The 14972-nt window shown below is 38.1% G+C and carries 14 protein-coding genes; 6 read left to right on the top strand and 8 right to left on the bottom strand.

Annotated elements, in window-relative coordinates; translation table 11 throughout:
• From VLZ86_RS13995 to VLZ86_RS13985, 3 genes are all read left to right on the top strand, one after another.
• Nucleotides 1-389: ABC transporter permease (locus VLZ86_RS13995; protein ID WP_325452409.1), on the top strand; the 389-nt coding region annotated here is incomplete at its 5' end.
• A gap of 1 nt (nucleotide 390) precedes the next feature.
• A complete protein-coding gene (locus tag VLZ86_RS13990) occupies nucleotides 391-1143 on the top strand; it encodes an ABC transporter ATP-binding protein (protein WP_325452407.1) in 753 nt (250 codons plus the stop codon).
• 5 nt (nucleotides 1144-1148) lie between these two features.
• Nucleotides 1149-2123: an MlaD family protein gene (locus tag VLZ86_RS13985; RefSeq protein ID WP_325452405.1), complete on the top strand. Its 975-nt coding sequence runs from the start codon at nucleotides 1149-1151 to the stop codon at nucleotides 2121-2123.
• 133 nt (nucleotides 2124-2256) lie between these two features.
• Here the strand turns inward: VLZ86_RS13985 and VLZ86_RS13980 are convergent, their stop codons facing one another.
• From VLZ86_RS13980 to VLZ86_RS13945, 8 genes are all read right to left on the bottom strand, one after another.
• Nucleotides 2257-3246 carry a DNA topoisomerase IB gene (locus VLZ86_RS13980; protein WP_325452403.1) on the bottom strand — a complete coding sequence of 330 codons (990 nt, stop codon included), beginning with the start codon at nucleotides 3244-3246 and terminating at the stop codon, nucleotides 2257-2259.
• 284 nt (nucleotides 3247-3530) lie between these two features.
• Nucleotides 3531-4394, bottom strand: a complete 864-nt coding sequence (locus VLZ86_RS13975; RefSeq protein ID WP_325452400.1) for a cupin-like domain-containing protein — start codon at nucleotides 4392-4394, stop codon at nucleotides 3531-3533.
• Nucleotides 4395-4987: 593 nt separating this feature from the next.
• A complete protein-coding gene (locus tag VLZ86_RS13970; protein WP_325452398.1) occupies nucleotides 4988-7219 on the bottom strand; it encodes a glycosyltransferase family 4 protein in 2232 nt (743 codons plus the stop codon).
• A gap of 103 nt (nucleotides 7220-7322) precedes the next feature.
• On the bottom strand, nucleotides 7323-8513 hold the full coding sequence (locus VLZ86_RS13965) for a glycoside hydrolase 100 family protein (RefSeq protein ID WP_325452396.1): 1191 nt from the start codon (nucleotides 8511-8513) through the stop codon (nucleotides 7323-7325).
• 7 nt (nucleotides 8514-8520) lie between these two features.
• Entirely contained in the window at nucleotides 8521-9663 is a 1143-nt protein-coding gene (locus VLZ86_RS13960; protein ID WP_325452394.1) for a glycosyltransferase family 4 protein, read from the bottom strand.
• On the bottom strand, nucleotides 9660-10319 hold the full coding sequence (locus VLZ86_RS13955; RefSeq protein ID WP_325452392.1) for a PIG-L family deacetylase: 660 nt from the start codon (nucleotides 10317-10319) through the stop codon (nucleotides 9660-9662). The genes VLZ86_RS13960 and VLZ86_RS13955 overlap by 4 nt, the downstream gene beginning before the upstream one ends.
• A 23-nt stretch (nucleotides 10320-10342) precedes the next feature.
• The gene (locus VLZ86_RS13950) at nucleotides 10343-10681 is read right to left on the bottom strand and encodes a cupin (RefSeq protein WP_325452390.1); all 339 of its coding nucleotides are present in this window, start codon (nucleotides 10679-10681) and stop codon (nucleotides 10343-10345) included.
• A 234-nt stretch (nucleotides 10682-10915) separates the two neighbouring features.
• Nucleotides 10916-11476, bottom strand: a complete 561-nt coding sequence (locus VLZ86_RS13945) for a helix-turn-helix transcriptional regulator (RefSeq protein ID WP_325452388.1) — start codon at nucleotides 11474-11476, stop codon at nucleotides 10916-10918.
• Nucleotides 11477-11965: 489 nt separating this feature from the next.
• Here VLZ86_RS13945 and VLZ86_RS13940 point away from each other — a divergent pair, with 489 nt between their 5' ends.
• Genes VLZ86_RS13940 through VLZ86_RS13930 form a run of 3 tightly spaced genes read left to right on the top strand, consistent with a single transcriptional unit; the run spans nucleotide 11966 to nucleotide 14810 of the window.
• Entirely contained in the window at nucleotides 11966-12970 is a 1005-nt protein-coding gene (locus tag VLZ86_RS13940; RefSeq protein ID WP_325452386.1) for a type I phosphomannose isomerase catalytic subunit, read from the top strand.
• On the top strand, nucleotides 12967-13728 hold the full coding sequence (locus tag VLZ86_RS13935) for an HAD-IIB family hydrolase (RefSeq protein WP_325452384.1): 762 nt from the start codon (nucleotides 12967-12969) through the stop codon (nucleotides 13726-13728). Before VLZ86_RS13940 ends, VLZ86_RS13935 begins: the two co-directional genes overlap by 4 nt.
• Nucleotides 13729-13766: 38 nt before the next feature.
• Nucleotides 13767-14810: a hypothetical protein gene (locus VLZ86_RS13930; protein WP_325452382.1), complete on the top strand. Its 1044-nt coding sequence runs from the start codon at nucleotides 13767-13769 to the stop codon at nucleotides 14808-14810.
• The last annotated feature ends 162 nt before the right edge of the window (nucleotides 14811-14972 follow it).

The following is a 14972-nucleotide window of genomic DNA, read 5'->3' as shown; positions in this document are numbered from 1 at the left end:
TTTCAGGTACCAATCCGTTTAAATATTTGGTAGTGACCCGCATTCTTGCCGTCACGTTAATGTTGCCTTTATTGGTGATTTTGGGTGATGCAGTTGCGCTTGTGGGTTCAGCAATAGTAGAAAACTTAAAAGGAGGTGTGTCCTACACACTTTATTTTAATCAGGTTTTTGATGCCTTAAAATTTAGTGACGTTTTTCCCGCTACGGTCAAAACGTTTTTCTTTGGATTTGCCATTGGTCTTGTAGGAACTTACAAAGGCTATAATTGCGCCAAAGGAACTGTGGGCGTGGGAGAAGCATCAAATTCCGCGGTGGTATATACATCTATGTTGCTATTTATAATTGACTTTATTGCCGTTTTTGTAACCGATATATTTTACACCCTATAAAATGAAATCCGAAGAAAACAAAAAGCCAGTACTAGAACTAAAAGACATTAAAAAAAGCTTTGGGGATAACCATGTGCTCAAAGGATTCAATTTGACTCTTCATGAAGGCGAAAACCTAGTCATTATGGGAAAATCGGGTTCTGGGAAATCGGTGATGGTGAAGTGTATTGTGGGTTTGATCCAGCCCGATAGCGGCAGTATCAGGATTAAGGATCAGGATATCATTACCATGGGCCAAAAGGAATTGGATTTTTTACGGACCGAAATCGGTTATCTTTTCCAAGGAAGTGCCTTATACGATTCCATGACAGTGAGAGAAAACCTGGAATTTCCACTTCGACGTCATAAGGATAAAATTGAGAATTTTCAGGGTACTGAAGCATCGGTTCACGAAGCGCTTAAAAGTGTGGGGCTTTTGGACGCTATAGACAGGATGCCTGCAGAATTGTCGGGCGGAATGCAACGCAGGGTCGCCTTGGCACGGGCATTGATCCTGAAACCAAAAATCATTATGTATGATGAGCCCACGACAGGATTGGACCCCATTACGGCAAATGAAATCATTCAGCTCATGCGTAGCATTCAAAAAGAATATAATACATCATCATTAATTATTACACACGATGTAGATTGTGCACGTGTCATTTCAAACCGGATGATCTTATTGGTGGATGGCATCAATTATGCTGAAGGCACTTTTGAGGAGCTTTCAAATTCAAGCGATCCACAGACCAGAGCATTTTTTAAAAATTAACTTTTATGGCAAAATCAAATTCACAAAAAGTAAGAGTGGGGATCTTCGTGGTCGTGGGCACAATAATTCTCGTAGGCGCCCTATATTTTATAGGCTCGCGACAACATATTTTCACCAAAAACATTCAATTATATTCTGTTTTTGATAATGTAAACGGACTCATATTAGGCAATAATGTACGCTATTCAGGCATCAATGTTGGGACGGTAACCAAAATTGAAATGACGGAAGTTGGCAAGATCACTATCGAGATGACGGTGGAAGAAAAAGCGGCTTATTTTATAAAAAAAGATGCTGTGGCATCTATTAGTTCAGATGGTTTAGTTGGGAGCATGGTTGTGAATATCACGCCTGGAAATCAAAAGGACGAAGTAAATGTGGTTTCTGGAGATTTCATTAAAACCTCAAGTAAAGTGAGTATGGACGATATGATGGGAACTTTAAGTGTTACCAGTGAGAATCTATCAAAAATAACCAATGAAATTTTGATGGGTCAAGGCGCATTAGGGGTGTTGATTAACGATACAATTATGGCACAGAATATCCAGAAAACCTTGGTTGAGCTCCGAAAAACTTCCGAAGGTACTGGTTTGGCGATGGCAAAAATTAATCGAATAATCTCTAAAATCAACTATGACGAAAGTGCCGCGGCAGTAATTTTAAGCGATACAGCAGCAGCAAATCAAATAAGAAAAGTTTTTGCCAATCTGGAAAGCTCCAGCGAAGATGTTAATGTCATCACAAAAAATATAGATGCGTATATATCGGAAATAAAATCAGGAAAGGGCGCGCTCAATCATCTTACACAAGATGAGGCTTTTGTAAAGGAAATAGATTCTACGATGATCCAAATAAAAGAAGCCTCGGAAAAATTGAACGAAAACATGGAGGCTTTACAGCATAACTTTTTCTTCCGCGGTTTTTTCAAGAAAAAGGAACGTCAGGAACGCAAGGATGCCAAGAAAAGCGAACAAGAGTAATTTGAAAATGAACTAATTTTCCTATCACTAGAAGATGGTTCTTATGGATTAATTTGCTTAAGGTTCTGAATTGGTGAAATCTAACATGAAATCCAAAGAGTGGCGGTAAAGTTAATGCTAGCTTGTGAAGTCTTTATTTTCCTTTTAAACGATTGCGAAGCATGCACAATACTCCAATTTCCTCTTTGGATAGATTTTCAGCGTCTTTGAGTAGTGTGTTTATTTCCTTTTCAAAATATTTCAAGGTGCGTCCTTGAGTGTAGTCATCAATAATTCTGGGGTCGATATAGGAGCTTCGCGCTACCGACGGTGTGTTGCCCAATCGTTCTGAGACACGGTTAACCGCTTCCTTGATGTTCTTATCCAATGACTTTTGATCTTTTTTGTCCACCACGCCCAGTTCGTCCAATGCGATGGCAGCAATCATGGTCCCGGCCCAGGTTCTAAAATCTTTTGCTGAAAATTCTTCACCCATAACCTCATGTATGTAGGCATTCAGATCGGAGCTTTTAACATCGATGATATTATCATCCTCATCAAGATATTTGAAAATTTCATAGCCTTGCATATCATCAATTTCTTGAACTATTTTCGCCAGTTTTTTATCAACGACATGTTTTTCTTGTTCTTGTCCTGACTTGCCGATGTATTTAAATATGATTTCATCTCCATTTATAGTAAGATGTTTGTGTCTCAATGTGGTGAGTCCGTAGCTTGCATTCTCCTTAGAATACGTTTCGCTCCCTGGTCTGAAAAATGCAGATTCCAACAGTCTGAGCATGGTGGCCATCACTTTATCACGATCCAACTTTCGTTTGCGCAAATGCTGTCCTGTAACACGTCGCATATGTTCTAATTGATCGGCAAAATTAATAATACGATCAAATTTCTTCGAATTTTGTTTTTCAGTATAATGTGGGTGATAGATGTATTGTTTCCGATCCTTGTCATCCCGACCGGTTACCAAAAGATTTGCTTTTTTGTTTTCACTTATTTCCACATCAGTCCATGCTGGTGGAATAACGAGCGATTTTATCCAATTACGAATTTCTTCATCTTTGATAGTCTTACCATGTTTATCCTGATAGGTAAAACCTTTCCCGTGTCTTTTTCTATGGTACATAGGTGAGTTTTTGTTTAAAAGTAAATCAAAACTTTTACCAGCGTCATCTCAATACCTCTAATTTTTAATCGTTTTGCAAAAATTCTCAAATGGATTTCTTTCGCTGAAAAGAAGATGTTAAATGAATTTGTGATTTGTGCTAAAAAACCAAACGGTTGAGGCGCTGAAAACTTGTTGTTATTAGAATTTCAGCAGATAAAGAGAAAATTTAACAAGGTTTGCATTTTTTATATTGTGCACTGAAATTTAATATTCTAGGAAATTTACTTGAATCACATAACCTTTTAATTCAATAAAGACTCTTTAAAATTAAATGCTCTACCCATAATCACTTTATAACCTTTTATGATCCAAGCAAGATTTGGGTGGTTTTGTTTGGCAGACAAATAAATTTCATCCATAAAAGTGTTCCAATTATAAGCATTGACATGATCAATTGCATAGGTAAGGTTGAAATTATGAATATAGGTTGTATGCCACCAACCAGATGGTATAAATAGGGTTTCTCCCGGTTTCAGAGTGGTCGTGATGGCTTCAGCATTTTTAAATAATGGAAATTTGTCATAATCAGGATCATTAATATTCACTGGACTTTGATTTCGAAGTACTTCATCAGGATAAAAGTAAGGAGTTTGGTCGGGTGAGTAAAGGATAAAATCTTTTTCTCCTATTATTTGTGTCAATTGGGTATGTACGCCAAGATAATCAATATGCAAGATGGGAAAGGAACATCCTTTTCCGCCAAAAAATAATTGGCGTTGATTAGTTCGTTTGGCGAATGTATTCAGTAACAAACGACTGAACAACCGGTTGGATTTACCATAAACTATTAGTGGGATGTCCTTTACGTAATCAGGAAAATCTCGATTCAGATCATAGATATTTGGATAGGGCGCTCTATTTTCAGGTGTTGATGCTTTACATAAATCAATTATTTCTGATAATGTATATGTTTTTCCATCTATAGTCCTTTCTAGATGATTATAATTTGATTTAAGGAATTCTGGTGTAAATTTCTCTGAAGACGTCCATTCTGCTTTGTCAGTAACTACTACTGGTACAGAGTTTTTTACATAGGTATTATAAAATTCATTTTCTGAAAGACCACTACATCTTTCTATTTTGGATATTTTTTTCTGAGGGTCCATAGTTCGTTTGTTTTTAATTATACAGTCAAAAAATATTTAAACTTTTATATAGGGGACAACTCAACTATTTCCTAGGTTTGAAAAGTATAAATAGGAATAGAGTGAAGCATTATTCAATGCTCAGCCCTTAAAATCAATAAAAATTAAAAGTTGCTATTATAATTCCTCGGATCGCTTTGGGGAAATTCCTACTAAAACAGCATAAGCTCTAATGGTAGAGTGTACAACAGTGTCCTAAATAGGAGAGACCTATATGTTAATATAGGGGGTCAAAAAATCACTATAAATATAGACGATAATATCCTGACTTTCTTCTTTTTTATAAAGTATTTTCTTAATAAATATTATTTAATACCTTGAAAATTAATGAGTTGTGAGATTTTTCTCGCAAAAGAAATTAGTTTAACCATGCAATAAAAATCTTTCGAATATGGAAGATTTCCTGAGTAACCTACAGCTAAATGTCAAATTTTTATACAACTTTATTTAAGGTTTAAATAATTGTTGGAAATCGGAAAGATGGAATAATATACGTAGCAATCGCTTCTTTGTTGTCCATCCAAGTACCAAATAACATTTTAGGAAGTGGAATTTTATAATTCATGGCCATGGTAGGAATCTTCATAAGCTTGAAGAACGGTAAGATGGGAAATTAGATAGGCCAAGGAACTTTCGGCACCCTGATTTCTATTGACGCCATAATCTTCAAAACCATCGCAACAGCCTTTAGTTTCAAAATCGTAAAGGCTCATACGCAAGTCATTTTCGCCTAAAAACCACATGAAAGACGTGAAAAGTTTCTCCAAATATGCTCTGTCACGCGTCAAAACAAATGCCTGATGATACATAAGTACCATTGCCATAGCATCAATGGGTTGTTGGGCATAGATGGAACGTTCTTTATCTTTTACAAACCACTGTCTATTTCCGATTACTGAGAGGTAACCATCTTTGAGGGTATGGGAGGTCAGAAAACCCATGGCCTTGAAGGCGATGGTTCTTACTTTTTTATTGTCTAATACCTGAGAGGCATGAAGTAAAGCAAGTGGTAAAATTCCGTTGTCATAAGCTAAAAGCGACTCAAACCAGTTCCAGTTTTCTGATTGGTTTTGTTCGAAATGCACTACAAGAATCTCCGTCATTCGCAGTAAACGTAGTTTCATCTCCTCATCTGACGGATTTGTTTTAAGATAGTAACACATGCCAATGAGGGTATTAGCTATGGCTCTAATGGATTTGAGTTTTTCAAAATTGGGTGCAGCATTGAAGAATAATAAGCGTGCCGTTTGAAAATAGGCATCGTTAGGGGCATGGACCATAAGGTATCCCAAGACCCAAATGGTCCTTCCAAAGGAGTCTTCAGAACCTACTTCGTCCAAAAAATTCCTATTGAAGCTCAAAAAGTTGCGGAAAGTGCCATCCGTATTTTGCATATAATGGATGTAGCTCATATATACTGGCATTAATTCTAAAGCCAACTCATTTTTTTTCTGTTTATACGCCATGCAAACCATAAGTAATGCCCTAGCATTATCATCCAGGCAATAACCTTCCTTTAGATTTGGAATTCCAAATTTTGCATGTTGAATTATCCCTGTGTCATCCGTCAGTCTTTTAATATGTGCCAATGAAAATGTTGGTAATAGCAAAAGGTCAATAGTGCTTTCTTTTTTTGGTTGCGGTTTTGCAGGCTCAGAAATTAAACGATCTGCAAGTTGAAGGTATCTTTCACCAATTTTTGGCCAGGTAATGTCCTGACCATACACCACCGCTTTTCTCTGTATTGTTTTCAGCATCTCGGGATCCCCTAAAAGTTCATTCAAAATTTTTGCCAATCCATTTTCATCGTTAAAGTCAAATAAACGTCCCTTATTTTGGGTGAGTAATTCGGCGGCATGCCAATATGGGGTCGATACTACCGCACAGCCAGAACCCATTGCATAGGTCAAGGTTCCGCTAGTAATTTGAGCTTCATTGAGATAAGGTGTAATATAAATGTCGCAAGCGGCCAGATATTTAAAGAGTTCTTTTTCTTCAACAAACTCGTTTAGCAGGAGGACATGGTTGCCGAGGTTCAATGTTTTTATGAGCAGCTGCAGATAGTTTCTATATTCTTCACCAGCACTTCGGAGCACATTTGGATGCGTTTTTCCCAAAACGATATAATAGAGATCAGGGTGTTTTTCAATGATTTGAGGCAACGCATTTATGACGGTTTCAATGCCTTTATTGCGTCCTAAGAAACCAAAAGTCAACAGCAATTTCTTATTTGTTAGTTTAAATCTGGCTCTCGATGTTTCCTTATCAAATTTAATATCGGGAACCCCATGTTCTATTCTGATGATTTTTTCTAAAGGAACATAATAAATACTTTCAAGAAATTGAATGGCCTTATGGCTCATGACCACCAATTTATCAGACATTTTACAGATCTGTTGCAAAATGGCCTTTTCAGTGTAGGACGGATTTTCAAGGATGGTATGCAAGGTGGAAATTAGCGGAATATGCAACCGATGTAACAGTGGTAGGATATAAACTCCGCTCTGTCCGCCATAAATGCCAAATTCATGTTCGAGAATGCAAATTTCTGCACCACTCCGATTTATGAAATCCGCAGCAGCTAAATAATCTATTTGCTGTTCCTGATGGATGATCAGTTTTACCTCTGGAGGAAATGCGTAAACTTCATGGTTATCCGCCATGGCTATAATGATGATTTCATTTTTATTATCGCCATTCTTTTTCATGGCATGAGCAAGGCTGTGTGTAAATGTGCCTATTCCGCATTGTCTTGGTGGGTATGTCGCTACAAAGGCAATTTTCATTATTGTAAGGGTTTTGTACTGTTTTTTTATAAATCTTTTGGGTATGCAGATCCTATTTAAACATTAAGTAGTCCATTGAGGAAATCAAATCCGTGGCCTACTTTTACATTGGTTGTCGATGTGAATTTAGACGAATGGTATCAAAAAAAGGTGTGGACCGCTCTTGCACGCAGGTTGCAGCATACAAATAATTAGAAGCACTCCAAGTTTGCCAATCCTGACCCATGGGTTCGCCGGTTTGGGCTTTGTACCATTCGTTAAAACTGAATTCTAAAGTTTTATTTCTTCCCTTTTTGATAAGGTTGGTCAAGGCTAAAAGTTTTTTCTCGGCCAAATCATACTCTTTTGCTGCAATTAAAGCGGCGATATAAAATCCACTGATAAACGGCCATATCCCGCCATTGTGATAATCTCCTGGCCTATTAAAATCGTAATATCTCGGTAACCAGTCCGCATCTTCAGGTTGTATAAAAGGGAAAAAATTAGGAGTGAGATCCAACACTAAATCTTTTTTGCGGTCCATGGCCGCGCACTCATTTTCTATCCATTTCACCATGGCCTTGGATTTTTCCATGGAGGCCAATCCCGATAAAATGGAGAGGCTGTTGCCCAATAAATCAAACCGATCACTGCTATATACTTTGTAAGACCATAAGGCAAAATACGGTTGGTCATTAATAGCAAGGCCTTCATGCGGACAGTTATGCGATTTATCCGATGCATAAGTCAATCGCCCTATGGCATCGCCTAGATTTTTGGCTGTTGCTTCCTTTTTTAAAAATTTAAGACCACTGTAGGTGAGGGTGTTTACAAAAAGTCCGTACCCAAGCACCCATTGTTCATCACGCCAGTCGCTGGTAGGTTGTTGAGCTATTAAAAAATGATTGGTTGGGCATTGGTTGTCCATCCAAAGGAGTGCTTTCTCCACGGCAACATCTAAAAAGTGTGGTTCATCAAGTAAGGTTCTGAAAATTCCCACCGCTATCAAAAAAAGTGGCGTCGTGTCACTTGAACCTAAGTTTGTCTTATCATGAACCAATGAGGGGATTTGTCCGAGTTCTGATTGATTTGTAGCTAAGGTCTGAAGGACATTTTTTACACTTTGTATAAGCTGCTTATTTCCTGTTGTTGCGATTCCCAATACAGATATCAAAAGATCTCTGGTATAAGGCTCAGGATAGCCCCATCCAGCGGTACGAGGTAAATTGGCAATTGTGCCATGGGCATTGTGCAAAAGCACATCTATGGCTGCTTTTTTTGCCGATACGATTAATTTGTTGTCTTCTGGATCCATTTAAAAACTATTTAATTCCTAATCTATCTTGTAGAATTTGCAGAAACCTCTTGGTCACGACTTTGTAATCAAAATGCTCCACGGCACGTTCCCGTCCTGCCGTACCCATTTTTATTCGGAGGTTTTCATCGGCCATGAGCTTGAGTAAATATTTGGCAATATCTTGTGTATTGGCGCGATAGTCTACCGTCCTGGGAATATCGAAATGTATTTTTCGGCTATTTTCAAAACCTGATTCTTCACCTAAGACAACTTCGTTGACGACGATCTTTTGCGCAACGTCCGCTAAATAGGCCGTCTTGCCATGAATCAACGTGTCCAGCATGCCCATCGCATTAATTCCAATAACAGGTTTGCCACATGCACCGGCTTCAACCTGTGGCATACCAAAACCTTCTAGACGTGAAGGTGCAGCGTAAATATCGCAGGCGCCAATTAAATAGGGCATAAAATTTCGGGACACCGTATTGGTAGCGTAGGTAATATTCTTTTCGAGACCGAGGGTTTCTGCCATTTTAAGGTCAATCATGTTTTGGACAATGGTCCGGGGTTGTGGCCATACTTTACAAATGTATTTCCAATCGGGAGCTTTCGTGTCTATAATTGCGAGAGCCTGCATAACTTCCTGTGCGCCTTTAGATGCGGCATCACCACCCACGGTCAAAATCATGACCTGATCTAGCGAAATGCCCAAGGCCTCACGTACCGCCACAATTTTAGGGTTTGTCTTAGGCAAAGGCTTAAAGGCATCAGTATCGATTCCAACGGGAAGAACTTCGATACTATCAGGATGGATCCCATCACGTACATACATTTCTTTAACCCAATTGGAGGTGACCAAAATAAGTGGCAATTCGTTTAAAACTTCTTGATAATTGGCGATATACCCATCAGCAACCAACCATGGTACCGCGAGAATCCCATAACGCTGAGGATGGAGGACAAGATGAGGTGTATGGCCCCAATAGCCAACACCAACTACAACATCCGGTTCAAACCAACGGTAATACCATTCCTTTTCTTGAGCCGACTCAAAATGAACTGCATGCGCATCTACGCCCAACTCAAGCAAACCTCTATAGAGCATGTCACCTTGGGTGGCAAGCCCGCCAGGGGAAGGAGGATAGTCGTAAAGAACAAGTACTTTCATAAGTGATGTGTTAATGGATTTTTTTTTGTATGGTTTATATTTAACCATTTTATTGCCGTTTCCGCAGTTTTGAATTGCCAAAAAGCTTCCTTTTCGGGCGTAGTTTTGGCCTCAAATCCTGATTTCTCAAATCCGTAAATGTGAGTGATCATCCGGTATTTTTCTAACCATATTTTTAGTGGTAGTTTTTTACAATAATCCGCTTCTTCAATTGCCCGCGGATAGTAGCTTTTATTTCCATCTTCGTAAGCAAAGAGCCAAAGTGCATTGGTGGTTATTTTGTGTTTGTGCCATAAGCTGATGACTGCTTTGCCCACTTCCTCATGACGCAGATGTCTAGTGTATTCCCCGAAAGGGCTATGGGTGATGATGAGGTCATATTCTTTTTGCGGTAGCAGGTCTAATATGACATCTTCAACTTGTTTTGATGTTAAAGGAAGCTGTTTTGGACCATCGTCCAAATCGCCCATCACACCATCTGCCCCATAATTAAGTAACACTTTTTTAAATTTTGGAGCGCGATCAGGATCGTTTTTTCTACAAAGACTTGCCACAAACCAGTGGTCTTTTGGATGCATTAAAATCTCGCCACCGCACCAAAGCGTTTCATCATCGGGGTGCGCTACTATTACAGCCTTGTTTTTATTAAGTTCCATACGTGTCGTTTTTATGGGTCAAATTATTCGTAACCACTTTTGATAATTGTAGATATCATTTTAAAACGCTCGTTGGCTTTAATGCTATTTTTGGAATGTGCAGGAATAATGATGGCCTCTCCCGCCATAAGAGTAAAGTTATGGTCGTCTATCTGTACTTCGGCTTTTCCTTCTATAATTTGAATAAAGTGATCAAAACGTGATAAATTTTCATTAATCTGTTCTCCGCGATCAATAAAAACGGCACTTACATTACCAGTTGGTCTTTTTAAAATCGATTTAATGAAAACGCCATTATCAACATAGTGATCCATTCCTACAAGGAAAAAGATTTTCGATTTCTCAAATTCAGAAGGGTCCATCTTAGTTAAATTGAGAGGTAAGTATTTGAATTAGTGTCGATTTTATTTGACAAAATCAGCATTTTAAAATTCGTGAATTCTTAAAGACAATGTGTTATATCGGAGGTGTCAAGAGTTGTAAGATTCCCACATTATAGCTTATTACTTGTGGTTTGGTATGGTAACTTTAATAACATGAATCATGTATGCGTGCCACCAGCAAGACATATAGGCGTTCAAAGAAGGTTTTATTCATTAAAGATCCTCCAAATTCTTAAGTTTTTTATTTTTTAAAGTTTTAAAATAGGACGGCGCAAGACCTGTAATTTTTTTAAACTGATTGGAGAGATGTGCAACACTACTATAATGCAATTGATAGGATATTTCGGTTAAGTTTAAATCTTCATAAAGTAACAATTCCTTGACTCGTTCAATTTTGTGATTGATGATATACTGCTGAATGGTGATCCCCTTTACTTCAGAGAATGTATTGGCCAAATAGGTGTAATCATATCCAAGTTTTTCACTGATATAATCTGAATAGTTCATTTTGGGCATCTCCTTCGAGTAATGTATCATTTCGATTATCACCGCCTTGATTTTTTCAATCAGAATATTTCGTTTATCATCAAGGAGTTCAAGCCCATATCTTTTCAGGTTTTTTTGGAGGACCTGTTTCAATGAATCTGATAGGTCTTCTTTAATTTCAATAGTTCCGAGGTCCACTTTTAAGCAGTGTAATCCTATCTTTTCAAGTTCTTGTTGGACGACCATTTTACAACGTAAACTCACCATGTATTTGACGTATAAGAACATGAATATCTCCTTTTAAAGTTAATTCTATATTGATCTATGAATTAACCAATTACATAGACAGGATTTTTTTGTATAAACAACTCACGACTATCATGTTAATGCCTGAGTAAGAACTGTATACATAATATAAAATCATTATCTAGGATAATAAAATTACAAAATATATCTACAACTTAATTGCTTTATCAAATTAAGTATTAACGTTGACCCTCACATCTTTGACGCATTTCCACCTATTTTAACAATCTGGGTCATTGAATTTGAATCTGTGATATATGTAATGATTGATAACATTTATGTAGTAAAAAACCGATGATTCCGTCGGAACTTTATGCTACTGTTTGATTAGTGGAACCAAAACCTAAAATAAAAGTGAAATTCAACCACAGGAAATAAGAATAAAAAGTTGAAATCCTAAAAACGGGATGTTTAGAAGTGATAAAAGACGTCCTACAATAATTCAGTACCATAATTTAAAAATGACATGTGATGATCGAAGAACTTTATCCTTTAAAATTTGAGCCGATATATCAATACCGATTGTGGGGAGGAAAACGATTGGCTCATTTGCTGTCAAAACCGCTCCCGAAAGATGAACCTGTAGGAGAAGCTTGGCTATTGAGTGATCGGAAAGATCTTGCGAGTAAGGTCACTGATGGATCGTTAAAAGGAAAAACCATTACGAATTTGATGCAAAATTATCCGGTGGAAATAATGGGTAAAAATAGAAGCCATGTTGACCGTTTTCCGCTCTTATTGAAATTTTTAGATTGTCATGAAGTTTTATCGGTACAGGTGCATCCTTCTGATGAACAAACGGATTATATCCCAAAAGGCGATACTGGAAAAACAGAGGCCTGGGTGGTTTTGGAAACTGTGGACGATAGTATTATATACTCAGGTTTGAAAAAGGGGACTACCAAGGAGGATTTGATTGCAGCAATCAAAAATAATTCGGTTTCAGATCAACTACATAGGTTTATCCCTAAAATTGATGATGCGGTTTTTATCCATTCAGGCACTGTGCATACCTTGGGTGGTGCCGTGGTTTTTGAGGTTCAGGAAAACAGCGATGTCACCTTCCGACTTTACGATTGGGACAGAAAAGATCCTAAAACCGGAAAACCACGCGAACTTCAGGTAGAAAAAGCTATTGCTTGTATTGATTACAATCAGGTGGAAATTGGCCCAATTATTCCCGTGAAAAGTACTCAAGTTGATAATGCAGAGTTGCTATTCGACAATGAACACTTTAAACTATGGCGTATGGAGAGTGAAAAACAATTGACGGTAGGCTTTAATGAGGAACCGGTTATTTTGGTTTGTGTTAAAGGCAAAGGAATTATGAATTATCAAAAAAAAGACTATTCTATTTCTAAAGGTGAAGTAATGTTGTTACCAGCTATTGTTGGGCAACTTGAGCTTCGTCCTAATTCGAAAATCAGAATGCTACAAATAGCAATTCCAAATATGAACGGTATTAAAAAGTCATGAAAAACTTAATTATTTTCGATTTGGACGGCACCTTGGCCAAAAGTAAATCGCCCATTGACCAAGAAATGTCGGAACTGTTTCAGCGTTTACTTGAGGTGGTCCAAGTGGCTATTATTTCTGGTGGCGATTGGCCGCAATTTGAGAAACAGGTATTGGATCAACTTCCCAAAAATACATTATTGGAGAAATTGGCCATTTTGCCTACTTGCGGTACCAAGTTTTATCAATACCATCAGGAATGGGATAAATTGTATGCAGAAAATTTTACCGACGAGGAAAGAAAGAAAATATTGGACAGCTTAAATAAAGCTCTCGAAGCTTCCGATTTAGATATCAAAAAAACCTGGGGCGAACAGATCGAAGATCGCGGGAGTCAGATCACTTTTTCAGCACTTGGGCAACAGGCACCGCTCGAAGAAAAAAAAGGTTGGGATCCCGATTTTGTAAAACGCAAAAAAGTGGTTGAGCATCTCAAAACCCCTTTAAAAGGATTTTCGATTGGTATGGGCGGAACCACTTCCATAGATATTGTAAAACCTGGAATTGATAAGGCTTATGGAATCCGTAAACTTAATGAAATTTTAGGGCTGGGAATTGCTGAAATGCTTTTTATTGGAGATGCCCTATTTGAAGGTGGCAACGATTATCCCGCACGTAAAACTGGGGTAGATTGCATGCAAGTGAGAGATCCTGAAGAAACCAAAAGCATCATACAGACCATTATTATGTGCTCAAAAGAACCAGAAATAAGTAAATAATTATGATGCCATTCCAGTTACAAAGAATTTGCACGATTATGGAACCCGAAGCGGGAAACGAACTTGAAGTTGAAGGCGTGCTTAATCCTGCAGTAACCCAAGGTCCTGATGGAGAACTTTATATCTTTCCGCGTTTGGTGGCCAAGAATAATTTTTCGAGAATTGGCATTGCTAGAGTAAAATTCAATGAAATTGGAGATCCAGTAGGAGTAGAGCGATTGGGCGTTGTTTTGGAACCCGAAATGGATTATGAAAAACGGCTGAATGGCGCAGGTGGCTGTGAGGATCCAAGAATTGCCTATGTGGCATGTGTTGATCATTATATCATGACCTACACCGCTTATGGACCACAAGGACCACGTATTGCTATGGCCCGATCTAAGGACCTTTTTATTTGGGAACGTCTGGGACTCGTATGCTTTACGCCATATGAAGATGTTGATTTTAACGGTATTGATAACAAGGACGCGAGCTTTTTTCCGATTGATCTGCCAAGTCCGCATCAACATAGGTCTTTGGGCATGTTGAATCGGCCGCTATTTCCTAAGACGCGACCAGAAGAAATTGTACAAAACGATGATATTCATGAAAATGATCAGCCTAAAGAAAGTATTTGGATATCTTATGTCAACCTGAAAAAAGGAAATGATACGTCTTTGGAAAATGCTCGCTTCACTTCTCATCATTGTTTGGCGCACCCGGAATATGCGTGGGAAAATTTAAAAATAGGTGGTGGTGCACCGCCAATTCTAACAAAACACGGTTGGTTGTTGGTTTATCATGGCGTCCAAAAACATGAAGAGTGTACTAAAGATCAACCTGCATTTTATTACTCTGCGGGCGCCATGATTTTGTCGGAAAAAAAACCTCAAAAAATTCTCTACCGATCTCCTGAACCAATTTTAATTCCCGATCTGCCTGAGGAAAGAATAGGAACAGTTGGTAATGTTGTATTTCCGACGGGTACGGACCGTAGAGATGATATTGGCCAACCCAATCGGATTGATGTTTACTACGGCATGGCCGATAACAAAATAGGCGTCGCCAAAATGGAAATCCCTGATCGTTTACCTGAAAATTGAAAACCCTTCTTGGTTTATTTTTCAATTCCTTATTCCGAAAAAGTATTATTTCGATGCCATCTTTTTTTTAATCAAATATTTATCTCCATGACTCTGTGTGATTTTTCTCCCAATTCATACTCAAATTTTGAGGTAAATACACAATCATCCAGTTTTGAAAAT

The sequence above is a fragment of the Gelidibacter sp. genome, from assembly GCF_035515035.1.
Lineage (GTDB): Bacteria > Bacteroidota > Bacteroidia > Flavobacteriales > Flavobacteriaceae > Gelidibacter.
This window is presented reverse-complemented; position numbering and strand designations above follow the sequence as displayed.